Origin of the sequence: Streptacidiphilus melanogenes, from assembly GCF_000787835.1 — a bacterium.
GTDB lineage: Bacteria > Actinomycetota > Actinomycetes > Streptomycetales > Streptomycetaceae > Streptacidiphilus > Streptacidiphilus melanogenes.
In genome coordinates, this window is sequence record NZ_BBPP01000027.1 from 1 (window position 1) to 25,587 (window position 25,587).

General features: G+C 72.9%; 27 protein-coding genes. 8 read left to right on the forward strand and 19 right to left on the reverse strand.

The features are described 5' to 3' along the window. Nucleotides 1-237: carboxyl transferase domain-containing protein (locus TR49_RS25245; RefSeq protein WP_304941191.1), on the reverse strand; the 237-nt coding region annotated here is incomplete at its 3' end. A 254-nt stretch (nucleotides 238-491) separates the two neighbouring features. Here TR49_RS25245 and TR49_RS25250 point away from each other — a divergent pair. Continuing rightward, nucleotides 492-1,148, forward strand: coding sequence for a hypothetical protein (locus tag TR49_RS25250; protein ID WP_052434622.1), 657 nt, complete (start codon nucleotides 492-494; stop codon nucleotides 1,146-1,148). A 135-nt stretch (nucleotides 1,149-1,283) separates the two neighbouring features. On the opposite strand, the gene TR49_RS25255 is transcribed toward TR49_RS25250, so the two are convergent. Beyond that, nucleotides 1,284-2,894, reverse strand: coding sequence for an ABC-F family ATP-binding cassette domain-containing protein (locus TR49_RS25255; protein ID WP_042385671.1), 1,611 nt, complete (start codon nucleotides 2,892-2,894; stop codon nucleotides 1,284-1,286). A 454-nt stretch (nucleotides 2,895-3,348) separates the two neighbouring features. On the opposite strand from TR49_RS25255, the gene TR49_RS25260 reads away from it, so the two are divergent. Further along, on the forward strand, nucleotides 3,349-4,005 hold the full coding sequence (locus TR49_RS25260; protein WP_042385672.1) for a thiol:disulfide interchange protein DsbA/DsbL: 657 nt from the start codon (nucleotides 3,349-3,351) through the stop codon (nucleotides 4,003-4,005). A gap of 81 nt (nucleotides 4,006-4,086) precedes the next feature. On the opposite strand, the gene TR49_RS25265 is transcribed toward TR49_RS25260, so the two are convergent. Beyond that, nucleotides 4,087-5,514 (reverse strand): GlnX family signal transduction membrane protein, encoded by a 1,428-nt coding sequence (locus TR49_RS25265; protein ID WP_042385674.1) that lies wholly within the window; start codon nucleotides 5,512-5,514, stop codon nucleotides 4,087-4,089. A gap of 290 nt (nucleotides 5,515-5,804) precedes the next feature. Here TR49_RS25265 and TR49_RS25270 point away from each other — a divergent pair, with 290 nt between their 5' ends. Further along, complete coding sequence (locus tag TR49_RS25270) at nucleotides 5,805-6,422, forward strand: DedA family protein (RefSeq protein WP_236653522.1); 618 nt, start codon at nucleotides 5,805-5,807, stop codon at nucleotides 6,420-6,422. Between the two features lie 107 nt (nucleotides 6,423-6,529). On the opposite strand, the gene TR49_RS25275 is transcribed toward TR49_RS25270, so the two are convergent. From TR49_RS25275 to TR49_RS25300, 6 genes are read right to left on the reverse strand one after another with little or no spacing between them, the layout of a single operon-like run. Beyond that, nucleotides 6,530-7,465 carry an alpha/beta fold hydrolase gene (locus TR49_RS25275; protein WP_084725398.1) on the reverse strand — a complete coding sequence of 312 codons (936 nt, stop codon included), beginning with the start codon at nucleotides 7,463-7,465 and terminating at the stop codon, nucleotides 6,530-6,532. Next, nucleotides 7,462-8,505, reverse strand: coding sequence for a branched-chain amino acid ABC transporter permease (locus TR49_RS25280; protein WP_042385675.1), 1,044 nt, complete (start codon nucleotides 8,503-8,505; stop codon nucleotides 7,462-7,464). The genes TR49_RS25275 and TR49_RS25280 overlap by 4 nt, the downstream gene beginning before the upstream one ends. After that, nucleotides 8,502-9,365, reverse strand: coding sequence for a branched-chain amino acid ABC transporter permease (locus TR49_RS25285; RefSeq protein ID WP_042385677.1), 864 nt, complete (start codon nucleotides 9,363-9,365; stop codon nucleotides 8,502-8,504). The genes TR49_RS25280 and TR49_RS25285 overlap by 4 nt, the downstream gene beginning before the upstream one ends. Further along, nucleotides 9,365-10,099 carry an ABC transporter ATP-binding protein gene (locus TR49_RS25290; RefSeq protein ID WP_042385678.1) on the reverse strand — a complete coding sequence of 245 codons (735 nt, stop codon included), beginning with the start codon at nucleotides 10,097-10,099 and terminating at the stop codon, nucleotides 9,365-9,367. Before TR49_RS25290 ends, TR49_RS25285 begins: the two co-directional genes overlap by 1 nt. Beyond that, nucleotides 10,096-10,857: an ABC transporter ATP-binding protein gene (locus TR49_RS25295; protein ID WP_236653519.1), complete on the reverse strand. Its 762-nt coding sequence runs from the start codon at nucleotides 10,855-10,857 to the stop codon at nucleotides 10,096-10,098. The genes TR49_RS25290 and TR49_RS25295 overlap by 4 nt, the downstream gene beginning before the upstream one ends. Nucleotides 10,858-10,862: 5 nt before the next feature. Next, nucleotides 10,863-12,098, reverse strand: a complete 1,236-nt coding sequence (locus TR49_RS25300) for a substrate-binding domain-containing protein (protein ID WP_042385679.1) — start codon at nucleotides 12,096-12,098, stop codon at nucleotides 10,863-10,865. Nucleotides 12,099-12,290: 192 nt separating this feature from the next. Between TR49_RS25300 and TR49_RS25305 the strand changes: the two genes are divergently transcribed. Then, entirely contained in the window at nucleotides 12,291-13,061 is a 771-nt protein-coding gene (locus TR49_RS25305; RefSeq protein ID WP_042385680.1) for a CoA transferase subunit A, read from the forward strand. Between the two features lie 3 nt (nucleotides 13,062-13,064). Beyond that, nucleotides 13,065-13,700, forward strand: a complete 636-nt coding sequence (locus TR49_RS25310) for a 3-oxoacid CoA-transferase subunit B (protein WP_042385681.1) — start codon at nucleotides 13,065-13,067, stop codon at nucleotides 13,698-13,700. Between the two features lie 27 nt (nucleotides 13,701-13,727). On the opposite strand, the gene ung is transcribed toward TR49_RS25310, so the two are convergent. The 10 genes from ung to TR49_RS25360 all read right to left on the reverse strand — a co-directional run bounded on the left by ung (nucleotide 13,728) and on the right by TR49_RS25360 (nucleotide 23,043). Further along, a complete protein-coding gene (ung, locus tag TR49_RS25315) occupies nucleotides 13,728-14,420 on the reverse strand; it encodes a uracil-DNA glycosylase (RefSeq protein WP_042385682.1) in 693 nt (230 codons plus the stop codon). Between the two features lie 74 nt (nucleotides 14,421-14,494). Then, nucleotides 14,495-15,307 carry a TetR/AcrR family transcriptional regulator gene (locus TR49_RS25320; RefSeq protein ID WP_160311636.1) on the reverse strand — a complete coding sequence of 271 codons (813 nt, stop codon included), beginning with the start codon at nucleotides 15,305-15,307 and terminating at the stop codon, nucleotides 14,495-14,497. Between the two features lie 44 nt (nucleotides 15,308-15,351). After that, nucleotides 15,352-16,020 (reverse strand): class F sortase, encoded by a 669-nt coding sequence (locus TR49_RS43075; protein WP_042385684.1) that lies wholly within the window; start codon nucleotides 16,018-16,020, stop codon nucleotides 15,352-15,354. 421 nt (nucleotides 16,021-16,441) lie between these two features. Further along, nucleotides 16,442-17,113, reverse strand: coding sequence for a hypothetical protein (locus TR49_RS25330; protein ID WP_042385685.1), 672 nt, complete (start codon nucleotides 17,111-17,113; stop codon nucleotides 16,442-16,444). A gap of 263 nt (nucleotides 17,114-17,376) precedes the next feature. Then, entirely contained in the window at nucleotides 17,377-18,117 is a 741-nt protein-coding gene (locus tag TR49_RS25335) for an HAD-IIA family hydrolase (RefSeq protein WP_042385824.1), read from the reverse strand. Nucleotides 18,118-18,407: 290 nt separating this feature from the next. Then, a complete protein-coding gene (locus TR49_RS25340) occupies nucleotides 18,408-19,097 on the reverse strand; it encodes a phosphonatase-like hydrolase (protein WP_042385686.1) in 690 nt (229 codons plus the stop codon). An 8-nt stretch (nucleotides 19,098-19,105) separates the two neighbouring features. After that, entirely contained in the window at nucleotides 19,106-20,227 is a 1,122-nt protein-coding gene (locus tag TR49_RS25345) for a TIGR03364 family FAD-dependent oxidoreductase (protein WP_042385687.1), read from the reverse strand. Nucleotides 20,228-20,376: 149 nt separating this feature from the next. Beyond that, nucleotides 20,377-21,162 carry a GntR family transcriptional regulator gene (locus TR49_RS25350; RefSeq protein WP_236653520.1) on the reverse strand — a complete coding sequence of 262 codons (786 nt, stop codon included), beginning with the start codon at nucleotides 21,160-21,162 and terminating at the stop codon, nucleotides 20,377-20,379. Beyond that, nucleotides 21,159-21,965, reverse strand: a complete 807-nt coding sequence (locus tag TR49_RS25355) for a class E sortase (RefSeq protein ID WP_042385688.1) — start codon at nucleotides 21,963-21,965, stop codon at nucleotides 21,159-21,161. The genes TR49_RS25350 and TR49_RS25355 overlap by 4 nt, the downstream gene beginning before the upstream one ends. Before the next feature lie 49 nt (nucleotides 21,966-22,014). Then, on the reverse strand, nucleotides 22,015-23,043 hold the full coding sequence (locus tag TR49_RS25360) for an adenosine deaminase (RefSeq protein ID WP_042385690.1): 1,029 nt from the start codon (nucleotides 23,041-23,043) through the stop codon (nucleotides 22,015-22,017). Between the two features lie 151 nt (nucleotides 23,044-23,194). On the opposite strand from TR49_RS25360, the gene TR49_RS25365 reads away from it, so the two are divergent. The 3 genes from TR49_RS25365 to TR49_RS25375 are packed head-to-tail and all read left to right on the forward strand — an operon-like array spanning nucleotide 23,195 to nucleotide 25,523. After that, entirely contained in the window at nucleotides 23,195-23,569 is a 375-nt protein-coding gene (locus tag TR49_RS25365) for a DUF6317 family protein (RefSeq protein ID WP_042385692.1), read from the forward strand. Further along, nucleotides 23,569-24,837, forward strand: a complete 1,269-nt coding sequence (locus TR49_RS25370; RefSeq protein ID WP_052434625.1) for a hypothetical protein — start codon at nucleotides 23,569-23,571, stop codon at nucleotides 24,835-24,837. Before TR49_RS25365 ends, TR49_RS25370 begins: the two co-directional genes overlap by 1 nt. Continuing rightward, nucleotides 24,837-25,523, forward strand: a complete 687-nt coding sequence (locus TR49_RS25375) for a hypothetical protein (RefSeq protein WP_042385693.1) — start codon at nucleotides 24,837-24,839, stop codon at nucleotides 25,521-25,523. Before TR49_RS25370 ends, TR49_RS25375 begins: the two co-directional genes overlap by 1 nt. The last annotated feature ends 64 nt before the right edge of the window (nucleotides 25,524-25,587 follow it).

The following is a 25,587-nucleotide window of genomic DNA, read 5'->3' on the forward strand; positions in this document are numbered from 1 at the left end:
CCCCTCCAGCCCGAAGCCGGTCGCACGGTGCCGACGCAGCGGCTCCACCTCGTTGAACGAGCCCTCGTCCAGCAGCAGCGCGATACGCTCACGCGCGGTCAGCTTGCCCTTCGCATGCTGCGCCTCGGTCGCCGCCTCACTCGGTCCCGCCAGCATCTGTCCACGAATCGCGTGCAGCTCGGCCACGCGGCCGTGCGCATCGCTCGTGCTCACAGGGGCTTCACGCAAGACGGTCATTGCTGAACACTCCAAGGTCGGTGCGGAACGGTCGCCGCTGTGGCGGGGAACCAGCTCACCCTTATGACCCTACGAGCAGAGACCAGCGAGACATGGGTGCGACTCTGTACAAGACCTGAGCCCTGTTCCTGGTGGGGGTAAACAGGACCGGATGGCAACGCCCTGCGTACCGGCCAGGTCGCGCAGCACGGTCAGTCCCATGAAGGAGTCAAGAATTCATCCGCTCCTCACAAAGAAGCCCTAGGGTGCCCGGCATGACGACTCCCGGTCCCACCACTCCGAGCGGCACCTCCGCCCCCACCGACCCCAGCGACGTCCCCGGCTTCGGCCCGGCCGCGCCCGTGCAGCCCGCGTCCGAGACGGTCGCCGACCCGAAGACGGTCTCCATGGGCGTCGGCCCGAAGACCGCGTGGGCTCCCCGCCCCCACACCGTCCTCAGCCCCGAGCAGAAGGAGCTGGACGACCTCACCGACGAGGAGCTGGAGGCGCTGACCCAGGACAGCGTCTCCAAGGGCATCCTCGGCGGCGCGTCCGCCATCGTCTCGGCGGCCCTCGGCGTGATCTCGCTGAGCGGCACGTACCTCGGCACGGTCGTGCAGCAGCGTCAGGGCGTCATCGGCCAGATCGGCGCGAAGTCCAACGCGGACCTGGTCAAGAACGCGTACACCGACGCGTGGCACCGCATGGCCGAGTGGAACGGCGTCTTCGCGCTGGTCGCGGCGCTGGTCGGCGCCGCGACGCTGTTCGGTGGGGCGTTCCTGTCCTCGAAGGAGATCCCCTCGTGGGTCAAGGCGGTCGCCTGGGCGGGCGTGATCCTCGGCGTGATCGGTCTCTTCGTCTCCGCCTCGATCTACTTCGACTGGTTCATGTCCCCGCTCAAGGCTCCCGCGACGGCCAGCACCGGCGGCTGACGCCTCTATTGCACCTCCCCAGGGGCGCGAGGAACTGCGCGAGCAACCACCCGATGCGGATGGCCCTGCTCGTTCGGCGACACACCACACAGAGTGGCTCGTCGCACAGTTCCCTGCGCCCCTGAGGCGTTGCGCCTACCTGTGGGCGTTCAGCTGCACCTCCCTGTCGATGCCGAGCTCCGCGAGAAAGCGCTGGTCGTGGGAGACCACGATGAGCGCGCCACGGTAGCCGGACAGGGCCGTGGTGAGCTGGCGGACGCCCGCGAGGTCGAGGTTGTTGGTGGGCTCGTCCAGCAGCAGCAGTTGCGGGGCAGGCTCCGCCAGGAGCAGCGCCGCCAGCGTCGCCCGGAAGCGTTCGCCGCCGGAGAGGGTGCCGACGGGCTGCTCCGCGCGGGCGCCGCGGAAGAGGAAGCGGGCGAGCCGCGCGCGCAGCGCGTTCTCGCTGGCCTCGGGGGCGAACCGCGCCGCGTTCGCGACGATGCTCGCCTCCTCGTCGAGCAGGTCCAGCCGCTGCGGCAGGTACCGCAGCGGGACGGGACGGTGCACCTCGCCCGCGACCGGGTCGAGCTCGCCGACGATGGTGCGCAGCAGCGTCGTCTTGCCGCTGCCGTTCGCGCCGACCAGCGCGACCCGCTCCGGGCCGCGCAGCTCCAGCCGCAGCCGTGGGCCCTGCGGGTCCGCGTACCGCGGCAGCAGGTCCCTCAGCTCCAGCACCGTGCGGCCTGCCGGGACCTCCGTCGCGGGCAGGTCGACGCGGATCTCGTCGTCGTCCCGGACCGCGAGTTCCGCCTCGGAGAGGCGTTCGCGCGCGAGACGGACCTTCTCCTCGTGCTCGTTGCGCAGGCGGCCCGCGGACTGCTCCGCAGCCCGCTTGCGGGCGCCCATGACGATCTTCGGCTCCCTCTTGTTCTCGAACATCTTCTGGCCGTAGCGCTTCCGCCGAGCCAGCTTGACCTGGGTGTCCACCAGTTCGCGGCGCTGGCGCCGCAGCTCGGACCCGGCGACGCGGACGTCGCGCTGCGCCGCCTCCTGGGCGACGGCGAGCGCCTCCTCGTAGGCGGTGAAGTTGCCGCCGAACCAGGTGACATCGCCCTCACGCAGTTCGGCGACGGAGTCGACCAGGTCCAGCAGCGCGCGGTCGTGGGAGACCACGACGAGCGTGCCGCGGAACTCGGTGACGGCCCGGTAGAGGCGTTCGCGCGCACCGCTGTCGAGGTTGTTCGTCGGCTCGTCGAGCAGCAGCACGTCGGGGCGGCGCAGCAGTTGGCCGGCCAGGCCGAGCAGGACGGCCTCGCCGCCGGAGAGCTCGGCGAGGCGCCGGTCCAGACCGAGGTGGCCGAGGCCGAGCCGGTCGAGCTCCGCGAGCGCGCGCTCCTCGACGTCCCAGTGGTCGCCGACGGCGGCGTAGTTCTCCTCCGTCACCTCGCCCCGTTCGATGGCGCGCAGGGCGCGGCGTGGACCGGCGATGCCGAGGGCCGCGTCGACGGGCAGTCCCACGTCCAGGGGCAGGTGCTGCGGCAGGTAGCCGAGGGTGCCGCGGACGCGGACCTGGCCGTCGTCCGGTGCGAGGTCGCCGGCGACCAGGCGCAGCAGCGTGGACTTGCCGCTGCCGTTGCGGCCGATCAGACCGGTGCGGCCGACGCCGACGGCGAGGTCGAGCCCGTCGAGGACGGGCGTCCCGTCGGGCCAGGCGTAGTGGAGGCCCGTCGCGACGACGGCCGGTTCGGAGGTGGTGGGGTGTGACATGCGGGGCTCCCGGTGACGTTGGGGGAAGTGAGCCGAGCCGAAGGGCGCGCCGAGGCTTTGGCGACGAGGGCCAAGCGAGGAACGAGCGCGGTGCCCGAGAAGCCGAGGACTCTGGTCAGAGCGCCCGGAGGCGAGCGAACTTCAGCCCGTCCAGCGACACGTGGGAGACACGAAGAGCCCGACGGAGGAGCCGTCGAAAGGACGACGGCGCGGAGGCGCGCATGCGAAAGCCGCCCGGAAACGGGACGAGGGCACAGCACGGCTGAGGTCGGGACGTGTCTCCGAGCTCAGCAGAGCAAGGGCCTTCTCCTGTCGGGCGGCATCAGGTACGTCGTCCACGGTAGGAGCACCCCCACGACCGCGCAAACGAATTTCCGCCCCCGATCGGGCGAATCGTCCGGCCGCTCGCCGTGTCCCCCGACCCCCGCACCGGGCGGCTTGCCATCGTGCCTGCATGCGCGTTCTGATCCGGCTCACCCTCGCCGCCGCCACCTGTTCCACGCTGCTCGGCGCAGCGCCCGCTCCCGCCCCGACCGCGGTCGCCCCCTACACCGAGGGGCACCAGTTCGTCCGGTTGAGCCCGCCGGTGAAGACGTCGCCACGCGAGGTCACCGAGGTGTTCTGGTACAACTGCGCGCACTCGTACCAGCTGGAGCAGCCGTTGGAGGAGTGGGCGGCGCGGCAGGACCCGCCCGTGGTGATCCGGCGCATCCCGGCCGCCTGGCCGGACCAGCCGGTGATGATGGCCTACGCGCGCCTCTACTACACGCTCGACAAGCTCGGGGTCGCCCAGCGCGAGGCCCTCCCCGTGTTCCACGCGGTGCGGGACGAGGGGATGGACCTGACCACGGAGGACGCGGTCGTCGACTGGGCGACCGGCGAGGGGCTGGACCCGGCCGCAGTCCGGACCGCCTACGAGTCGCAGCAGGTCCAGGACGAGACGCGGGACGCCCCTGCGCTGCGCGAGAAGTACCGGACCAGCGAGATGCCGAGCGTCATCGTCGGCGGCACGTTCCGGACCTCGCCGTTCATGAACCCGGAGGGCGTCGACGGCACGGTGCCGGTCGTCGACTACCTCTACCGGCACGCGGGCGGTGCTCCGAGCCGCTGACCGGGTCCGCAGCTGGGCCTCCGAGCCGCTGACCCGGTCCGGCGCGCCGCCGATTCCCGACCGGATTCAGCGGCGCGCCGCTCAGGCGAACTCCCGCAGGCGCGGCCGGACGCCGCCGAGGACCAGCAGCATCGCCACGGCGCACACCGCCGCGGAGATCCCCGGCCAGCCCGACAGGTCGTCCGACGCGGTGCTCGCGTGCGAGCTGAAGGCCGCCGCGTCGGTCGCGGCCAGCGCGCCGAGGTGGACGGAGAAGTCGTAGTAGGTGAAGGCCACGTCGTCGCGGCCGACGCCGGTCAGGCGCAGTGCGGCGCCGTTGACGTCGCCGCCGTCGGCGACCTGGCGCAGGCCGCTGTCGGAGCCGAGGTAGGCGTCGAAGCGCTGGCGGACCACGGCCGCCGCCGGGGAGCGGTCCTGGGCGAGGAGCTGCTTGACGTTCCCGGCGTCGCTGTGGAAGTCGGCCGCGAGCGCAGGCCGGTAGTCGGTGTCGACGACCCAGCGGCTCTGCCGGGCCTCGGCGTCGGCGGCCGCGACGGACGCCTGGGAGAGCCGGGCGTAGGGCGTGTAGCCCGCGGACACCGCCGAGTCGACCTCGCCGGCCGCGCCGACGAGCGCGGAGGCGGTGCCGATCAGCAGCGCCGCCACGCAGGCGGTGGCGACCACCAGCGGCAGGTTGAGGATGCGGTTGTGGCGGACCGTCAGGTCGCGCTGCCACCACAGCAGCGCCAGCGCGGCGGCGAGGCAGAGCACGCCGAGCACCACCGCGTAGGCGAGGGCCGCGTCGTGGGCGCTGGAACGGTCGGCGGCGACCTGCCGGTCCGCGGCGTCGCGCAGTGCGGCGACGTCGGGCAGCAGCTTGGTCTGGAGCAACGCGTCGGCCTGGGCGTAGTTGTCGACGGCGCCGGCCACCGGGTGGCCGACGACGGGGGCGGCCTGACTGGTGACGAAGTACTCCTCCGTGCCGGTCCAGGCGTCGTAGAGGCCCAGGGTGTTCAACAGGTCCTGGACCTGCTGCGGTTCGGCGGCCGCGAGCTGCGACAGCGCGGCGGCCGCGTCGCGCTGGTCCGCCTGGGCGGTGAGGCCCGCCAGCACGCCGTCGTCGACGAGGACGGGGGTGGCGGTCGGATCGGCCGGGTCGGGGGCGGCGTAGCCCATGACCAGCGACTTGGCGCGCTGGGCGTCCAGGTCGGCCAGCGCCTGGTACAGCCGCCCGGCCGCGGCGGCCCGGGGCTCGGAGACGGCGGTGAGCTGGTGCACCCGGTCTGCGGTGTCGGCGAAGCCGAGCACCGCGGTGACCAGCAGCGCCGCGAGCAGCAGCAGCGCGGCGGCGGCCTGCGCGCGCAGGCGGAACAGCGGCCCAGCGGCGCGCCGCACGTTCCTGCCGATGTCGCTGCCGCGCGCGGCGGCGGGGCCGGTCGCTGCGCCGGAGCCGGTCTCGCCGGGTGCGCCGGGCCCGGCCGGAGGTATCGGCGCGGCCGGGGCCGAGGGCGCCGGAAGTGTGGCGGACATGGTGACGACCCTAGGAAGCAGGAAGGTCGTCCGGCTGACGGGAAGTCAGCCGCAAGGTGAACGCGGCGTCACGATGCGACAGCGGAGGGTCCCGATCCGGCAGCAGAGCGTGTTCTCAGCATTTTCGCAGGTAAGAAGGGAGTGAGCCAGGACACGTGGCCCGCGTGTTCGGTGGCATGATGCACCGGCTAGCGTTGTTCGTCGACCAGGAAGGGCTGAGCCCGAAGAGTGGTGGACCGGTAACCAGGCGGACGACGAAACAGGACGGGCACGGTGCAGAGGGCGTGAACATGGTGCTCGGCTCCCTGGAGACGTCGTGGTTCTACCTGCTGGCGCTGCTGGCGGTTTTCTCCGACGCCTTCCTGCCCTTCGTCCCCAGCGCTTCGATCGTGGTCGCGGCCGTGCTGGAGTCGCGTGAGTCACACGCGCCCCTGCCGCTTCTCGTCGCCGGTGTGGCGGCGGCCTCATTCGCCGCGGACCTGGTGCTGTTGCGACTGGGCCGCAAGGGCGGCGCGCGGGCGCGCCGCTGGATCGGACGCCGCGCCGGGACCCTGGAGGCGGCGGCCACGGTCCTGTCCGCGCTGGAGCGCAAGCCCGGCCGCACCGTGGTGATCGCCCGCTTCGTCCCCGGCGGCCGCAGCGTCCTCGACCTGGCGGTCGGCACGGCGGTGTCCCCGCCGCGCCACTTCATCCGCTGGTCGGCGATCTCGGCGACGGTCTGGTCCCTCTACGTGATCGGCGTCGGCTGGCTGAACGAGAACGCGTTCAACACCTTCTGGCTGAGCCTCGCGGTCTCCTTCGCGGCGACCACCACGATCAGCGCGTTCGTCGCCCGCAAGGTCGCGCGCCAGCGCGCCCGCAACCGCGCTGCCGCCGTCGCCGCGGAGTCCCTCGCGGAAGCGGCGTAGCGGCTTCGCGACGAGGCCCACCGGCTTCTGGCTCGGCTGCGACCGTGCGAGGAGTGGGCGCGAGACTCAGAGCCGGACTCCTGACTCCCGGTTGGTCAGGGGCTCGCTCACGTGCGCAGGAGCAGATCCGCGATCCTCCCCGCCGGGCCGGGGGCCGTCAGGATCGAGTAGTGGTTGGTGTCCGGGACCACCTCGAAGGGGAGGCGGAGGGTGTCCACGCCCGCGGCGGCGATGCGGGAGGCGTCGAGGAGGGGCTGAGGCTCGTTCAGGAGGCCGCGTTCCGCGAGGAGGAGCTGGGACGGGACCGGGAGCTTGTGGACCGCCCCGAGGAACCCGGCGTCGAAGACGCCCACGCCGTCCGTGCGGATGGCGTCCAGGACGCAGGAGGAGCGCAGCTCCGGCTCCTGCCCCACCAGGTCCCGCTGGAGGTACGCGTCCACCGCGTCGGACCACAGGCCGCCCACGGCCGGATGCGCCTGCCAGAACTCGCGGTAGGCCTGCCGGGAGGCGAACGTCATGGAGAGCCGCGCCATCGCGGGGCCGAGGACGGCGGTCAGCAGTTCGTCGCCGGTGAGGCCGGGCGGCGGAGGGAAGCCGACGCCGCCGTCGACCAGCAGCACGGAGGAGAACAGCTCCGGGTGGCGGACCGCCGTGACGGTGGAGACGTAGGCGCCCATCGAGTGGCCCGTCAGCACGACCGGGCCGCCGCCGGCGAGGGCGTGGACGACGGCCGCGGCGTCGTCGGCGTGGTGCCCGATGCCCCACGGGCCGCGGATACCCGCGCTGGCGGCCCTGCCGCGCAGATCGGGGGCGAGGAGAGTCGCCCGGCCGCCCAGCGCCTCGGCGACGGCGGCCCAGGCGAGGCCGTTGGCGGTGATGCCGTGCAGGGCCAGCACGACGGGGGCGTCGGGCGAGGAGCCCGGCCAGCGAAGGACGGTCAGCTCGCCGCCCTCCACCGGCACGGTCAGCTCCTCGAAGCTGCCCGGAGCTGCCTGAACCCCCGGAGCCCCCGGAGCCCCTGGGATGGACGGAACTGCACTCATGCCTGTGCTCCCCTCGAAACGGCGCGGGTGCGCAGCCGGGCCGGCAGGCCGGCGACGCCGCCCGGCAGGGCGTAGACGGTGATCACGAACAGCGCCCCCAGCAGGAACAGCGGCTGCGACAACGGCACTCGCAGCACGGACGGCAGGCCGGCGATCGTCCCGGAGCCGGCCAGGCTCGCGAGGCGATGCTCCGCCCAGGTGTACAACACGCCACCGACAAGCGGTCCAAAGCGGGTCCCCGACCCGCCGAGCACCACCATGACCAGCAGGGACAGGGTGAAGTCGGAGGTCGTCGTCTGCGGCGTGGCGCCGCCCGTGAGCAGAAGGTAGACCACGCCGCCGAGCGCAGCCAGGGTGCCGGCCAGGACGAAGGCGACGAGCTTGAATCCGTACGGGCGCAGGCCCAGCACCTCCACCCGGCGCTCGTTCTCGCGGATGCCCTCCCAGACGCGGCCGATCGGCGAGCGCACCGCCCACTGCACGGCGGCCAGGGTGACGACGAGATAGGCCAGCGCGATCCAGTACAGGTTGGCCGTGTGCTGGATGCCGACGAGGGAGGTCGGCAGACCGGTCGCGGCGAGACCCTCCTCGCCGCCGGTCACCCCGCCGGGGTCGCGCTGGACCAGGATCGATCCGGCCTGGGCGAAGGCGAGGGTGACCATGGCGAAGCCGATGCCGGTCATCCGCAGGCTCACCGAACCGAGCAGGGCGGACAGGGCCACGCCCGCCAGCAGCCCCAGCGCGGCGGCGAGCCAGAAGTCCATCCCGGCCCGGGTCAGCAGCAGGCCCGTGGCGTAGGTCCCGGCGGCGAAGTAGAGGGCGTGGCCGAAGGAGAGCAGACCGGTGCGGCCGAGCAGCAGGTCGTAGCCGGTGGCCAGTCCGCCGAAGACCAGGCACAGGGCCAGCAGTTGGAGGCTGCCGGGGCTGCCGACGGGACCGTCCAGCAGGCCGGGCAGCGGCAGCGCGCTGTACGGCAGCAGGACCAGCACGACCAACACCAGGGCGGGCCACCAGCGCCGCAGCAGGGCGGGGACGTTCACGCGAGCCTCCCGGTCAGGCCGCTCGGGCGCACCAGCAGCAGGGCGGCGAGCATGACGACCACGGACAGGTCGCCCAGTCCCGCGGTGCTGTAGTAGTTGGCGAACTGCTGGACCAGGCCGACGACGACGCAGGCGACGGCCGCGCCGCCGACCGAGCCGAGGCCGCCCATCACCACGACGACGAAGCCGAAGATGAGCAGCGAGCTGCCCTGGGTGGGATCGACGGAGCCGAAGTAGAGCCCGGCCAGGCCGCCCGCGAGGGCGGCGGCCGCGCCGCCGATGGCGAAGACGAGGGTGAACGCCTTGCGGACGTCGATCCCGAGGGCGGTCACCATGGCCCGGTCCTCCACGCCGGCGCGCACGACGAGGCCGTGCCGGGTCCGGCCGAGGAAGAGCCGCAGCGCGAGCAGCACCACCAGCGCAGCGCCGACCAGGACCAGCCGGTTGACCGGCACCGACGCGCCGACCAGCGTGAAGGTTCCGGCGAGTACGCCCGGCACCGGGAAGGTGCGGGCGTCGGCGCCCCAGATCGCGGAGAGCAGCGCGGGCACGGCCAGGCCCACGCCGACGGTGGCCAGTACCTGTTCGCGTGGCCGCCGGTAGAGCGGCCGGATCAGGCCGAGTTCGAGCGCGACGGCCGCCAGGGTGCCCACCGCGGTGCCGAAGAGCAACGCGAGGGGGAAGCCGAAGGAGTGGCTCGCCGCCCACCAGGTGGCGTAGGCGCCGACCGACAGCAGCGCGCCGTGGGCGAAGTTGAGCACGTCCATCAGGCCGAAGATGAGCGAAAGTCCGGACGCGACCAGGAAGTAGAGCGCGCCGAGGCCGAGGCCGGTGACGCCGAGCAGGACGACGGTGGACATCAGTGGTCTCCCCCTCTCGCGGTGACGTCCGCACGGCGGCCGACGCCCAGCAGGGTCTTGGACTTCTCGGTGTCGGCGAGCAGTTCGGCCGCGGGCCCGGCGTGGGCGGTGCGGCCGTCGGCGAGGACGACGCAGTGGGCGGCCAACCGCCGTACCAGCGCCAGGTTCTGCTCGACGAGCAGGACCGGGACGGCCTGGGCGGCGCGTTCCAGGGCGACGGCGACCTCGGTCACGACGCGCGGCGCGAGCCCCTTGGTCGGCTCGTCCGCGATGACCAGCCGGTTGCCGCGGTTGAGCAGGGTGCGGCCGATGGCGACCATCTGCTGCTGGCCTCCGGAGAGGGTGCCGGCCTGCTGCCGGGCGCGCTGCTTGAGCTCGGGGAAGAGCTCGTGCACGAGGTCGTAGGCGGGGTCGGGGTCGCGCTCGGCCAGGCGCAGGTTCTCCGCCACGGTCAGCGCGACGAAGACGCCGCGGTCCTCCGGGACGTAGCCGATGCCGCGCCGCACGATCTGATGTGTCGTCATGCCAACGGTCTCGTCTCCGCCGTAGCGGACCGATCCGGTGCGCGGGACCAGGCCGAGCACGCCGCGCACCGTCGTGGTCTTGCCGGCGCCGTTGCGGCCGAGCAGCGCGGTGACACCGCCCGCCGCGACGTCGAGGTCGACGCCGTGCAGGATGTGGCGGCCACCGATCACGACCTTCAGGTCGCGCACGCACAGCAGGGGAGAGGTCACAGCCCCTCCCCCAGGTACGCGAACTGGACCGTCTCGTCGGCCATGACGGCGTCGGGGGCGTCGAGGGCGAGCAGGGTGCCGTGGTGCATCACGGCCAGGCGGTCGGCCAGGCCCAGCAGGACGTCCATGTGGTGCTCCACCATCATCACGGTGCGGCCCTCGTCGCGGTGCAGCGAACGGATCAACTCCGTGAGGGCGGGCACCTCTTCGGCGCTGACACCGGCCATGGGCTCGTCCAGCAGCATCACCCGGGGGTCGCCGACGAGCAGCACCGCCAGCTCCAACTTCCGTTTCTCGCCGTGGGAGAGGGAGCCGGCCAGGGCGTCGGCGCGGCCGGTGAGGCCGGTGCGTTCCAGCGTGGCGTCCACCTCGGCCGTGAAGGGGCGGGCGCGGCGCCAGAGGCGGAGGGAGCCGCCCTGCGCGGCCTGCGCGGCGAGGCGGACGTGGTCGGCGACGCTCATCCTGGGCCAGAGGCTGGACGTCTGGAAGGTGCGGCCCAGCCCGCGCCGGGCGCGGGCGTGCGGGGCGAGGCGGGTGATGTCCGCGCCGTCCAGCGCGATGCGGCCGCGGCTGACCGGGTTGAGGCCGCTGACCAGGTTGAACAGCGAGGTCTTGCCTGCACCGTTGGGGCCGATGAAGGCGAGGAACTCGCCCTCGCGGACCTCCAGCGAGACGTCGTCGAGGATCACGGCGCCGCCGACGCTCCAGCCCACGTCGGTGAGCTGGAGCACCGGCGGCGCCGGGGGCGCGGTCGTCACGGTGCTCAGCCCGCCATCGGCTTGACCGGCGGGGCGACCTGCCCGGCCGAGAGCGAGGCCAGCAGCTTGGGCTGGGCGGCGGCGCCGGAGCCGGTGAGCGTGGCCTGGAACATCGGCTGGAGCAGCGCGTGGTCGGCGGCGCGGACCTGCTCGGGCCCCTTGGGGCCGTCGAAGGACCAGCCCTCCAGTGCCTTGACCATCGCGCCGGTGTCGCTGTCGGACGCCTGGAGCGCGTGGACGATCATCTGCGCGGCGGTGAAGCCGTCCGGTGTGAACAGGTCCGGCGTGCCGCCGGCCTGCTTGACGCCGTTCAGCATGGCCGTTTCCACCGGGTTGTTCCCGCCCGCGCCCGGGAAGTAGTGGGCCAGGAAGGAGACCTTGCTGCCCGCGTTGCCGAAGATCGGGTACGAGGCGGTCCCGGCCAGGCCGGTGACGACCTTGGTCGAGCCCAGCACACCCTGCTGGTCGAGCGCCGTCCACAGCGCGGGTGCGGTGGTGCCCGCCCAGGCGACGTAGACCAGGTCGGCCTTCGCGGACTTCACCTGCTGGGCGAAGGGCGTGAGGTCGGTCGCGCTCGGCGGCGCGAGCACCTGGGAGACGGTGGCTCCCTTGGGGCCGAGCACCGCCTTGACCGCGGCGACGTTGGCCTGGCCGAAGGCGCTGTCCTGGGCCAGCACGAGGATCTTCTTGCCGCTCGGGTCCCCGACGAAGGAGCCCGCAGCGGCGATGTCCTGGTAGCTCTCGCGGCCGGAGCGGAAGGTGTACGTGTTCGCGCCCGTCAGCGCGTCGGTGGCGGCGGGTCCGGCGACGTAGAGGATCTGGTTCTGCGCGGCGAGCGGCGCGAGCTGCAGGGCGACACCGGAGTCCGTGGTCCCGGCGAGGATCTTCACGCCCTTGCCGATCAGGTCCTTGGCGTCGGCGACGGCGGTCGCCGGGTCGCCGGTGTCGTCCTCCTCGATGACGTCGATCTTGTGCCCGTCCACCGCGCCGGTGCCGTGGGTGGCGTAGGCGAGGCCGGCTTGGAAGCCCTGCTCGTACTGCTTGCCGTAGGCGGCCAGCAGGCCCGTGCGGGAGTACAGCAGCCCCACCTTGACCGGTGCGGAGGCGCTGCCCCCGCCCGCCTGCGCGGTGCCCGCCGTCCCGGCCGAGGCGCACCCGGCGGCGATCAGGGCAGTGGCCGCGGTGACGGCGAGGACGCCTGCACTGCGTCTGACTGGGCGGGACGGACGGTCGACGGTCATGGCCGGCTCCTCGGTCTTCGGGGTGGATGCCGGAACCGTAGGAGTGCGGCCTCTTCGGGGACATGTGAACGAACACCGCTTCGACCGGGCGAAGCATGTGGCCGCCCGACATGGTTGCGGCGAACGGCCAGTGGCGATGGTGGGTGGACTTCCCCCGGAACATCCCCCTGACGCATCGAGGAGCGCTCCCCCATGGACAAAGTCATCCCCTCCGCGGCCGAGGCCGTCGCGGACATCCCTGACGGGGCCTCACTCGCCGTCGGCGGCTTCGGACTGTGCGGGATCCCGTCGACGCTGATCGCCGCGCTGGTCGCGTCCGGTGTCGGCGGGCTGCGGGTCGCGTCGAACAACTGCGGCGTGGACGACTGGGGGCTCGGCCTGCTGCTCCGCGAGGGCCGGATCGCGCGGATGACCTCGTCCTATGTCGGGGAGAACAAGGAGTTCGCCCGGCAGTACCTCGCCGGCGAGCTGGAGGTCGAGCTCGTCCCGCAGGGGACCCTCGCCGAGCGGCTGCGCGCGGGCGGCTGCGGCATCCCGGCGTTCTACACGCCCGCCGGCGTCGGCACGCAGGTCCAGGAGGGCGGCCTGCCCTGGCGCTACGGGCCTGACGGCGACGTCGTCCTCGCGTCGCCGCCCAAGGAGGTGCGCACCTTCGACGGCCGCGACCATCTGCTGGAGGAGGCGATCACCGCCGACTTCGCGCTGGTGCGCGCCGCCGTCGCGGACCGGCACGGGAACCTCGTGTTCCACGCGGCCGCCCGGAACTTCAACCCGCTCGCCGCCGCGGCCGGGCGGATCACCGTGGTGGAGGCCGAACGCATCGTCGAGGCAGGCGAGTTGGACCCCGACGCGATCCATCTGCCCGGCATCCACGTCGACCGGGTCGTCCGGGCCGCCGCCGACGGGGCCGACAAGCGCATCGAACGACGCACCACCCGCCCCGCCGCCACCCTGGAGAGCTGAACCATGACGCCGACCCTCACCCGCGACCGGCTCGCCGCCCGCGCCGCAGCGGAGCTGCGCGACGGTCAGTACGTCAACCTCGGCATCGGGCTCCCGACGCTCGTGCCGAACCATCTCCCGCCGGGCGTCAGCGTCGTGCTGCACTCCGAGAACGGCATCCTGGGCACCGGGCCGTACCCGGTCGCGGGGACCGAGCATCCGGACCTGGTCAACGCCGGCAAGGAGACCGTGACGGTGCTCGACGGCGCGGCGTACTTCGACTCGGCCGCGTCCTTCGGGATGGTCCGCTCGGGGCGGGTGGACGTGACGATCCTCGGCGCGATGCAGGTGTCGGCCGAGGGCGACCTGGCCAACTGGACCATCCCCGGCAAGATGGTCAAGGGCATGGGCGGGGCGATGGACCTGGTCCACGGCGCCCGGCGGGTCGTGGTCGTCATGGAGCACACCGCCAAGGACGGCAGCCCCAAGTTGGTGCGCCGCTGCACCCTGCCGCTGACCGGCCGCCGCGTGGTGGACCGCGTCATCACCGACCTGGCCGTCTTCGACGTCGACCCGGACGGGCTGCGGCTGGTCGAGCTCACGCCCGGCGTGACGGTCCGGGACCTCCGCGACGCGACGGAGGCCCCGTTCCGCGCCTGAGAACCAGTGGTGCTCGGCCGCCGAACCTCAGTCGCCGAGCTGCCAGTTGATCGGGGCCTGGCCGAAGTCGGCCAGCGCCTTGTCGATCTGCGAGAACGGCTTGGTGCCGAGGAAGTGGCGTGCGGAGAGCGGCGACGGGTGGCCGCTCTGCACCACCACGTGGCGGGCGGTGTCGATCAGCGGGAGCTTCTTCTTGGCGTAGCCGCCCCAGAGCACGAAGACCACCGGCTCCGGGCGGGCGTTGACGGCCTTGATGACGGCGTCGGTGAACTTCTCCCAGCCCTTGCCCGCGTGCGAACCGGCCTCGTGGGCGCGGACCGTCAGCACCGCGTTGAGCAGCAGCACGCCCTGGTCGGCCCACTCCTCCAGATTGCCGTGCTTCGGCGCGGTGAGGCCGAGGTCGGTGCCGAGCTCCTTGTAGATGTTGCGCAGCGACGGCGGGACCTTGACGCCCCGGCGGACGGAGAAGCACATGCCGTGCGCCTGGTTGTCGTCGTGGTACGGGTCCTGGCCCAGCAGCAGCACCTTCACCCGGTCGAGCGGGGTGTGCTCCAGCGCGGCGAAGACCTCGCCCCGGGGCGGGAAGACCTGCCCGGCGCCCCGCTCGGCGGCCACGTACTCGGCGAGCTCGTGGAAGTAGGGCTGCTCCACCTCGTCCTGGAGCGCCGCGCGCCACGACTCGGGCAGCACGAACTCGTCGGTGGGAGCGGTGTTGGACATGCGGGATCCTCCGGGCGTCGCCGTCTGGCAGTCTGTCGTTTCGGGCTGACTCGACGTGGAAACGCTATCGCCCGTCACTGACACATCGCCTCGCGCGGGTTGCCGCCCTGGTCGCCCCGGTCTTCCTGCGCGCGCCGGTCGCCGGGCTCGCCGGGCCGTCCGGCGCGGGCGGCCTGCATCCGCTCCAGGTCCACCGCGATCCCGTCCAGGACGCGCCCCAGCCCGGACTCGAAGACCTGGTCGGGGTCCGGGTGGTCCTCCGCGCCGTGGACGTAGCTCGCCAGCAGCGGGTGACGGCCCTCCGACAGCACGCCCATGAGGTAGGGACCGAGGGCGCGGCGGTAGTCGTCCTCGGTGACGCCGGTGCGGCGGATCGTCTCCGCCTCGGCGATCTCGCTCATCACGAAGCCCTGCACGTACGCCATCATGGTCTGGCTGAGACGGGCCATCGCGTCGATGCCGATGCCCTGGCCCTCCATGGCGGCCAGCATCCGCTCGGTGTTGTCGAGCATGTTGGGGCCGAACGGCGGGCGGGAGGCGGAGACGCCCTGGACCCACGGGTGCCGCAGCACCAGCGCCCGGTAGCGCCGCGCGATGCCGCGCAGTTCGGCGCGCCAGTCGCCGCGCCGGGGCGGGCGTTCGCCCTCGCCCATCACCTGGTCGATCATGAGGTCGAGCAGGTCGTCCTTGGTCTCGACGTAGCGATAGAGCGACATCGTGCCGACGCCCAGCTCCGAGGCGATGCGCCGCATCGACACGGACTCCAGCCCCTCCGCGTCGGCGAGCGCGACGGCGGCGCCGACCACGGACTCCACGCTCAGGGACGGTTGGGGTCCCCGGCCGGTGCCACGGGTCCGGGCCCACACGGGCGTACGGGCTTCCGCCAAGACGGCCTCCTCCAAGCAGGTGCGTACATTGTACGCACCCTGACTCAGCGGACGCCGCTCAGATGGGCGAAGAGGACCACGTTGCCGGTGTACTCGCGCTTGCTCCGGTCGTAGCCGCCACCGCAGGTGATCACGCGCAACTGTGCGCCCGGCGCGGGGCCGTAGACCTGCGCGGTGGGGAACCCCGTCTTCGGGAACTCTTGGACCCGGTCCACGGTGAAGACGGCCGTGCGGCCGTCCAGCCGCGCCACGTCCACCTCGGCCCCCGGCCGCACGGCCGCAAGGTTCCAGAACACGGCCGGCCCGGTGGTGGTGTCCACGTGCCCGACCACCACGGCCGTCCCGGCCTCCCCGGGCGAGGCGGAGTCCCGCAGCCAGCCCGCGGTACGCGGCAGCGAGAACGGCGGCAGCTCGGCGGCGCCCTTGCCGTCCATCCCCAGCCCCAGCAGCGGCGCGTTGAGCTGCACGGACGGGATGGTGAGGACGAGCGGCGTCGACGGCGGCAGAGGAGCCGGACCGGTGGCGGCAGGGGTGAGCGAGGAGGCCCGGGAGGGCAGCACGGCATCCGAGCCGGACCCGCTCCGAGCGGTGACGGCCGTCTGCGCGACGTGCGCGGCCCGCAGGACGCCGACTCCGGTGTGCCGCAGGCCGCCCACGCCGTACACGACGCCGCCGAGCGCGACCGCGAGCAGCCCGGCCGACACCCCGCCCATCACCCGCCACCGCCGCCCCGACGGCCTCCGTTCGGCGTGTCCGGGTGCGCTGCGCGATGACGGCGACACCGCACCGGGCCTGCGCTCCCGCCGCCCTCGCGGCTCACCAGCGGGCGGTCGCCCGGCACCTGCGGGTGCCGCGCCGCGCGGGACGGCCGACCCACGCGGCTCCCGCGCCGTCCCGACCGACGTGCCCGACACCCCCGACCCGCCTGACGTGCCGGCGACGGCCGACCCACGCGGCTCCCGCGCCGTCCCGACCGGCGTGCCCGACGCCCCCGACCCGCCTGACGTGCCGGCGACGGCACCATGCGGACGTGCGCGCAGCACGCGGCGCACGGCCGCCGGCAACCCGACACGCGCTCCCGTCGCGCGTCCTCGCGCCCTGCTGCGGCCTCGGACCGGACCCCGGTCGCGGCGGTCACGCATCGGCGTCTGCCGGTTGGGCCTGGACGCGGACGTGGATGCCGGTGCGGCGCAGGGCGAGGGTGGCGAGGCCGGTGAGGGAGGCGAGGACGAGTCCGAGGGCCGCGTCGCGGGGGAAGGTGGGGGGCACCTGAGCAGGTGCCACGGCCGGGGCTGACCGGGCGTGCAGGGCGCGCCAACCGCCGCCGCTGGCCGGGGCGCCGAGGTCGGCGATGGTGAGCCGGCCTGCGGCGACCGGGTGGCCGGCGCAGAACTCGTGGACGAGGTAGCTGCCCGGCTTCACGTCCGGCGCGAGCCGGGCGGCGGCGTAGAGGCCGCCGTCCGCGGCCAGCGCGAGGCCGACGGGTGCGGCGAAGGCCGCCGAGCGCACCTCGCCGGTACTGGTGCCGCCGCAGTCGGCGAAGGTCCGCAGGTCGACGGTGGCGCCGGGACGGCTCTCCTCCGGATCGACGGTCATCGCCTCCAGCACGACGGGCGGCTGTGCCTTCGCCCGGCCGACCTCGCGCCCCGCCGCGGCGGCCCGCGGCGGGGCGCCGCTGACGGTGACCAGGGTGGTGCCGCCGCCCGGCGCGGTGTCCGCGGCAAGCGCCGGGACCGCGCAGCACAGCATCGTCGGGAGCGCGGCGGACGCGAGTGCACTCGCGATCGCCCTCCGCCGCATCGCCATACGCTTCCCTCTCCTCTTCCGCTTCGCTCTCCGGTTCGGCACCTCACATCTGACTGTGCGTAAGAAATATGACGATCGCTCCGTACCCGAAACGCCGACTGGGCCGGGCGGGTGAGCACGGCGTTGCCGTGCCACCCGTCCGGCCCAGCCAGACGTCGATCGCGTGAGCGACCGTGATCCCGATCGGGTCAGACCCGATCGGCCCGGACCACATGGGCCCGGACCACATGGGCCCAGATCACATGGGCCCAGATCACATGGGCTCAGATCTCGTCGACCAGCTCCGCGACCGACTTGACCACCCGCGACGGGCGGTAGGGGAAGCGCTCGACCTCGGCCTGCCCCGTCAGTCCGGTCAGCACCAGGAAGGTCTTCAGGCCCGCCTCCATGCCGGACTTGATGTCGGTGTCCATCCGGTCGCCGATCATCGCCGTGGTCTCGGAGTGCGCGTTGAGCGCGTTCAGCGCCTCACGCATCATCAGCGGGTTGGGCTTGCCGACGAAGTAGGGCTCGACGCCGGTGGCCTTGGTGATCAGCGCGGCGACGGAGCCGGTGGCCGGCAGCACGCCCTCGGTGGAGGGGCCGGTCTCGTCGGGGTTGGTGCAGATGAAGCGCGCGCCCGCGTTGATCAGGCGGATCGCCTTGGTCAGCGCCTCGAAGCTGTAGGTCCGGGTCTCGCCGAGGACGACGTAGTCCGGGTTGCTGTCGGTGAGCACGTAGCCGACCTGGTGCAGCGCGGTGGTCAGGCCCGCCTCGCCGATGACGTAGGCGGTGCCACCGGGGCGCTGCCCGGCCAGGAACTTCGCGGTGGCCAGCGCGGAGGTCCAGATGCACTCCTCCGGCACGTCCAGGCCCATGCCCTTGAGGCGGGCGTGCAGGTCGCGGGGCGTGTAGATCGAGTTGTTGGTCAGCACGAGGAACGGCTTGCCGGAGTCCCGCAGCCTTCCGATGAAATCGCCCGCGCCGGGGATGACCGTGCCCTCGTGGACGAGCACGCCGTCCATGTCGGTCAGCCACGACTCGATGGGCTTGCGCGGGGCGGTGGCCTTCGCGTCGACAGGGCTCGCTTCGGCGGCGGAGTTGCTCTGAGCCACGACCGTTTCTCCACTCTGGTGAACTGGTGAATCACTGACTGCCCTGACCACCGCCCAGCCTAATCGGACCGCCTCGCCGCCCGCGCCCCGTCCCACCAGGCAGGACGGCCGCCGCACCGCCGCGTCCCGCTGGAGTTCGCCGAACTTCGCCGAACTTCCGAGGGTGCGGGGCCGCCCGTACCCGGCTTCCTGCCGGTGCCTTACAGCACCAGCGTCGGCAGGTCCGCCACGCTCGCGAGGACGTGCGTCGCGCCGTCCTCGCGCAGGCGCACCGCGTCGTGGGCGCCGGTGAGCACGCCCGCGACGATGCCCGCGCCGGAGCGGACGCCGCACTGCATGTCGTAACCGGTGTCGCCGAGGACGGCCATCTCCGCGACGCTGTCGGCGGCGCCGGTCCGCAGGAACGCGGCGAGCGCGAGGTCCGGGTAGGGACGGCCGCGGCCGGCGTCGGCCGGGCAGAGGGCCAGGTCGACGAGCTTCTGCCAGCCCAGCGCCTCGATGATGCGCTGCTGCGTGGAGCCGCTGAAGCCGGTGGTGAGCACCACCTTCAGGCCGGCGTCGCGCAGCCGCGCGATCGTGGCCTCGGCGCCCTCGATCGGGGCGCAGTGGCCCTCGCCGACCAGGCGGTCGTAGGCCGCCTCGAAGGCGATGTTCGCGCGCTGGGCGAGGGTCTCCTCGCCGAACAGGCGGCGGAAGACGGTGATCTTGCTCTCGCCCATGGTGGCGCGGACGTCGGCGAGCATCGCGTCGTGGCGCCCGCTGCCCGGCTCGACGCCCAGCTCGCGGGCGGCCGCCTCGAAGGCCATCTCGACGAGGCCGCCGTCGGCGACCGTCGTCCCGGCCATGTCGAGGACCACCAGCTTGGTCTTCGCTCCGTTCTGACCAGCCATCACAGTCCTCACAGTCCCATCTCGTTCGCAGTCGCCTCGCCGATCGCGGGCGAACAGGTCATGCCCCGGCCACCGGGGCCGGTCACCAGCCAGACGCCCTCGCGCACCTGCTCGCGGTGGACGACGCGGGTGGTGTCCACGCACTGGGCGTAGACGCCCGCCCAGCGGTGGCGGATTGCCGGCATCGGGCGGCCGAGCAGGTCCTCGACCACGCCGCGCAGGTACGCGTACGGCTCCTCGACGACGTCGAAGCCGAAGGGCTGGTCGTACTCGTGGGTGTCGCCGATGGTCAGCGAGCCGTCGCGGCGCTGGACCAGCAGCAGCTGCATACGGTGCTCGGAGGCGATCGGGTGCTGCGCCTGGCCGTCGTTCAGGCGGTCCAGGGCGGGGCCCTGGTAGGCGGGGTAGTAGCGGAAGCTGTCGCCGTCGGCGACGGAGGTGGTGAGCGGCACGTCCAGCGGCTCGGTCTGCATCATCTGCAGCCGTACCTTGCGGACCGGCAGTTGCGGGGCGACCTCGCGGACGAGGCCGCCGAGCCAGGCGCCGGTGCAGAGCACGACGCGGTCGCCGGTGTGCAGCTCGCCGCGGTCGTCGCGGACCGCGTTCTCGCCGACGACCTCGCGGACCTCGCGTCCGCCGAGGAAGGTGTAGCGACCGGTGGTGCGCAGGTGGTCCTGGAGGGCGCGCTGGGCGACGCGCGGCTCGACCTGGGCGTCATGCGGGGACCACAGCGCGCCCAGGTACTTGCCGCCCAGCGCCGGGTTGGCCGCGCGGACCGCGTCCGCGTCCAGCCACTCCCAGCCGCGTACCGCGGCGTCGTGCCGGGCGACCATCTCGGCGGCGACGGCGCGCTCCGCCTCGGTGCGCACGACGGTGAGCGAACCGGAGGCGCGGAAACCGACCCCCGGCACCTCGGCGGCTATGCCCTCCCACAGCTCCCGCGCCCGCAGCGCGGTCTCGAGCTCGGCTCCCTCGGACCGACCGCCGACCCAGACCAGGCCGAAGTTGCGCACGGACGCGCCGCGCGCCTGCTCCTCGCGCTCCAGGTGGACGACCTCATGACCGCGCTGGACGGCATGCCAGGCATGCATGGTCCCCAGCGCTCCTGCTCCCACAACGATGACCTTCACGCCGACGACCTTCGATCTCCCTGATTGCCTAGCGGGACCTTCCCGGTGAATCCAGCATGAACAGGAGCGGCACGTTTGGACTAGACCCGTTATCGATTCGTGACAGGAAACCCGCCGCGGCCGTTCCGGTCGCCGGGGCCGCTCGCGGGCTACTCGCCGGCCCTGAGCTCGGTGGAGAAGCTGAAGCGGTCGCCGCGATAGAGCGTGCGGACCCGCTCGAACGGGCGGCCCTGCGCGTCCCAGCTGCGCCGGTGGAGCAGCAGCATGGGCAGTGCCGGGGGCGTGCCGACGAGCAGCGCCTCGCGCGGGGTCGCCAGGACCGTCTCGATCCGCTCCTCGCCGCCGCCGGAGACCAGGCCGCCCGCATCGCGCGCATAGGCGTAGAAGGACCCGGCCGGGTCGAAGTCCTCGTCCATCCGGGGCAGCAGCGCCACCGGCGCGTAGGTGCTCTCCAGGCCGACGCGCTCGTCGTCGACGAGCAGCACGCGCTCCAGATGCCAGACGAAGTCGCCGCGTTCGACGCCGAGTTCACGTGCGGCGTCGTCGTCGGCGGCGGCGAACCGCTCCAGGCCGATGAGGCGGCGGCCGGGCGTGTGGCCCTGCCTGCGCACGCCCTCGGTGTAGGAGCCCAGCGCGAGCGGCTGCTCGATCTTCGGCCCGGCGACGACGGTGCCGCGCCCCTGACGTCGGACGCGGCCCTCCAGCAGCAGCTCGCGCAGGGCGAGCCGGAGGGTCTCCCGGGCCACACCGTAGCGCTCGGCCAGCTCGCGCTCGGCGGGAAGCGTCGCACCTTCGCCCAACTCGTCGAGCAGCTCCGTCAGTTGGGCCTTGGCCAGGTAGTACTTGGGCATCCGGCCGTGCTCGGGGATGCCGGCCCGGACGGGTGCGCCGGGCGCGTGCGGCAGGCGGGGAGCCTGCGAGGGTGGTGGACTCACGCCCCCACGGTAGCCGGACGGGGCTGCTGTCCGACGAGATGGCCCCAGACCACCATCCGGTACAGCGAGGTGAACGCGGGCGTGCAGGTGGTCAGCGTGATGTACCGGCCGGGCGTGCGGTAGCCGTACCGACTGGACGGATGGTCGGTGCTGTACGGCTCGGGCAGGACGACGGTGCCGTCGCTCGGCTCGGTCTGCGGCAGGATCGAGTCCACCCGGTAGACGTAGTCCCAGCCGGAGACCTCGACGATCACGGCGTCGCCGACGCCGATCCGGTCCAGGTGCCGGAACGGCTCGCCGTGGGTGTTGCGGTGCCCGGCGACGGCGAAGTTGCCCTGCTGGCCGGGCATGGCGGTGCCGGGGTAGTGCCCGATGTAGCCGTGGTTCAGCACCTTGTACTTGTCGACCCCCTCCGCGACGGGGAAGACCAGGCCGATCGCGGGGATCCTGACCACCGCGAACGCGTTCAGGTCACGGGCCATGCTGTTGATCCCGGCCCCGCCCGCGCCGACGTGCCAGCTGCCGCCGCCGGAGGCGCGCGCGGGCGCCCCGCTCGGGGACGCGCCCGGGAGCACGCCAGGGGTCGGCGCCGCCGTCGGGGCCGACCGCGCCTGCGCTTGCGCCTGCTGGTCCCACTGGTGCTCCAGGGCGGACACGGCGTCGCCGGCGTTCGCCTCGGCGACGCGGTTGGTCCACCACAGTTCGTACGTCGCCAGCAGGACCGTCACCAGCCCCAGCGTGACGGCCAGCTCGCCGAAGAGGATGAGACCGCGGCGCAGTCCCCACAGCCACCGCGGTCCCATCCCGGCTCCCCACGCGTCTCGGCCCGGAGTTCCCTGACGCTCCGTCAGATTACGCCTCCGGGAGACCGCCCGCCAGATGCGCGTCGATCTCGGCGAGCAGCCGGGTCTTGCCGCCGTCCTCCATGAACGAGGAGCGGACGGCGTTGCGCGCCAGCTCGGCCACGCCCGCCTCGTCCAGCCCGAGCAGGTCCGCCACCACCTCGTACTCGCGGTTCAGATCGGTGCCGAACATCGGCGGGTCGTCGCTGTTGACGGTCACGACCAGCCCGGCGTCGACCATCTGCCGGATCGGGTGCTCCTCCATCCGGGTCACCACGCGGGTGGCGATGTTCGAGGTCGGGCAGACCTCCAGCGGGATGCGGTGCTCGCCGAGGTGGTCCATCAGCGCCGGGTCCCCCACGGACTGCGTCCCGTGGCCGATGCGCTCCGCGCCCAGGAAGCGCAGCGCGTCCCAGACCGTCTCCGGCCCGGTGCTCTCGCCCGCGTGCGGGACGCTGTGCAGGCCGGCCGCCCGAGCCCGGTCGAAGAACGGCTGGAACTGCGGCCGCGGCACGCCGATCTCCGGCCCGCCGAGCCCGAAGCTGACCAGCCCGTCCGGCCGCAGGTCGAGCGCGAGCCGCTCGGTGACCTCCGCGGACTCCAGCCCGGCCTCGCCCGGAATGTCGAAGCACCAGCGCAGAGTGACCCCGAGCTCCTTCTCGGCGGCGACACGGGCGTCCTCGATGGCCTCCATGAACGCCTCGCCCGGGATCCCGCGCTTGACGGAGCTGTACGGGGTGACCGTCAGCTCCGCGTACCGGATGTTCTGCCGGGCCATGTCCTGGGCGACGCCGTAGGTCAGCGCCCGCACGTCCTCGGCGTCGCGGATCAGGTCGACGACGGAGAGGTAGACCTCGATGAAGTGCGCGAAGTCGGTGAACTCGAAGTACTTCGCCAGCGCCTCCGGGTCGGCGGGCACGGACGTGCGCCCCTCGTGCCGGGCCGCCAGGCCCGCGACGACCTGCGGCGAAGCCGAGCCGACGTGGTGCACGTGCAGTTCCGCCTTCGGCATTCCGGCGATGAACGCCCGCAGCGACATGTTCTCTTCCTTCCGGTTCGGCCGCGATCGGCCGGACCGTGCTGACACGGACAGGCCGGTCCCAGCCTCTCATGCAGTGAGATAGCGTGACGGATCAGCGGAAGAACACGCGAACGGGAACGGAACAGGGGAACGGGGGTCGGGGGACACCGTGGCCGACTACTACCAGGTCGACTTGGACGCGCTGGCGCGGATGACGTCAGCACTGCAGCAGGCCGGCGACCAGATGGAACAGGCACTGCGGCTGATGGGCGGGTCGGAGGGCGCCCAGATCGGCACCGACGAGCTCGACCGTGCAGCGAACGACTTCCAGAGCACCTGGCAGTACGGGCTCGGTCAGCTGAGGCAGAGCCTCTCCGAGACCGACGAGGGCCTGAAGCAGGCCCAGTCGGGCTACCAGCAGATGGAGCAGGCCCTGCAGCAGGCGTTCCACCAGATCGGCTCGCAGGAAGTCCAGCCGCTCGCAGGCCAGATCGACCAGCTCGCCCCGAAGACCGGCGGCGCTTCGACCGGAGGTGGCCGCTGATGACCGGCATGCTGAGGGAGATCAGCAGCGAGTACCCGCACCTGGGCTTCAACCCCGTTCCGGGCGTGCCCGCGGACGTCACCGCGGTCACCACGGCGCTGACCCAGGCCACCAACGCGCTGAGGGAGTCCGGCTCGCTGCTCGGCCAGGTCGAGCAGGCCGGCAGCGGGCTGTGGGAGGGCGCGGCCGGTGACGCGTTCCGCGGCCACCTGGACAGCGAACTGACGCAGCGTCTGCAGACCGCGCAGACCTCGCTCGAACGCGCCCTCGGCGTGCTCACCGACTGGGGCGGCCACCTGGTCGACTTCAAGGGCACCGCGTCCCGGCTCGACGCGGAGGCCGCCGCGGCCCAGGCCGCGCTCGACCGGGCCGACGCCAGGCTGAAGGACGCGCAGGCCAACCCGGATCTCTCCCTCGCCGGACAGACCTTCGACAACCAGCAGGCGCTGGACCAGGCCCAGCAGGCCCTGAACACCGCCGTCACCGCGGTGAACGACGCGCAGGCGGCCGTGAACGACGCCCGGGCCCAACTGGAGTCGGTCCTCAGGCGCGCCCAGGAGCTCGCCTCCGAGCACGAGGCGCTGGCCCGTCGCTGCGCCCAGGAGCTGGACCACGCCGCCCACGACCTCGCCCCGCACAAGCCGGGCATGTTCAGCCGGTTGTGGAACGACTTCACCTCCGGCCTCGGCGCGGTCGGGCACTGGATATCCACACACCTGGATCTGATCCACAACATCCTCTCCACCGTCTCGGCGATCGCCGGCCTCATCGCGCTGTGCACCCCGCCGCCGATCGACGTCGTGGCCGGCGCGATCGCCCTGGTCGCGGGGGCGGGTGCGCTGGCGACGGACCTCGCCAACCCCCAGTTCCGCAAGGGCATCGGCGAGTTGCTGACCGGTCACGTCAACAAGGAGTCGCTGGGCGCGCTCGCCACGGGCGTCGGCGACGTGCTGAGCGTGGTGCCGGGCGGCGCGGCGCTCGGCAAGATGGCGGGAGTCGGGCTCAAGGCCGCCGTGAAGGGCACCGAGGTCGCCACCGAGGGGGCGGGCTTGCTGCCGAAGTTCTACGACATCGCGAAGGTGGCCGCGGACAACCCCGGAATCCTGGCCAAGGGGCTGGCGAAGAGCACGGCCCTGCAGACGAAGGTGTTGGGTGCGGCCGCCAAGGACGCCGACGAGCTCGGCCAGGTGGCGACGAAGGTAGGCATCGGGCTACGGGCCAAGAACTCCGTCAAGCACGTCTACACCGACCTCAAGGAAGCCTTCTGATGAGCCAGATCTTCGACCGGCTGGGTGGCGTGCCGGAGCCGGAGGAGGGCATCCGGATCTGGGCGGAGATCCCCGAGGGCTACACGGCGCTTCCCCTGAAGGACATCAGCGGTTCCCTCGAACGCGCTGCGGCACTGGTCACCGAGCTCGCTCCGGAGGAGCTCCAGGGCTTCGTGGCGCCCACCACCGCCGCCCTCAGCGCCCTGCTGCTCGAACTCGCCGACCGCAGCGCCGCCTACTGCGGCCTGGGACGCCACCTCTCCCCCGGGGACGGCCTGGTGCTGACCTCGACGCTGGTCGTCACGGCCTGGAACACCGGCGCGGAGGGAGATCCGCGCCAACTGCTCGGCGAGCTGGCCTCGCGTATCGACGTCGACCCGGAGGACGACGAGACCGAGCTCTCGTTGGTCGATCTGCTCGGCACTCCGATGCTGTTCCACGAGACGGTGCGCGACCTGCCGACCCCGCTCGACGAGGACGAGACGGCCACCGCGCCGGTCTTCACCATCGAGGCCCTGGTCGCGTCGCGGGACGGCAGCAAGGTGGCGGCGGTGGAGTTCGCCACGCCGTTCCTCACCCACGGGCCGGAGTTCCGGATGATGATGGCCCAGTTCGCGGCGTCGCTGAGCTTCGACGCGCCCCCGCCCGAGCCGGAGGCCGGCAACATCCGCTCCGCACTCGGATAGGAGACCTGCTTCCAGGTCGGCGAGGGCGCGATGGACGGCGAGTTCGACGAGGTCCGCTGGGAGG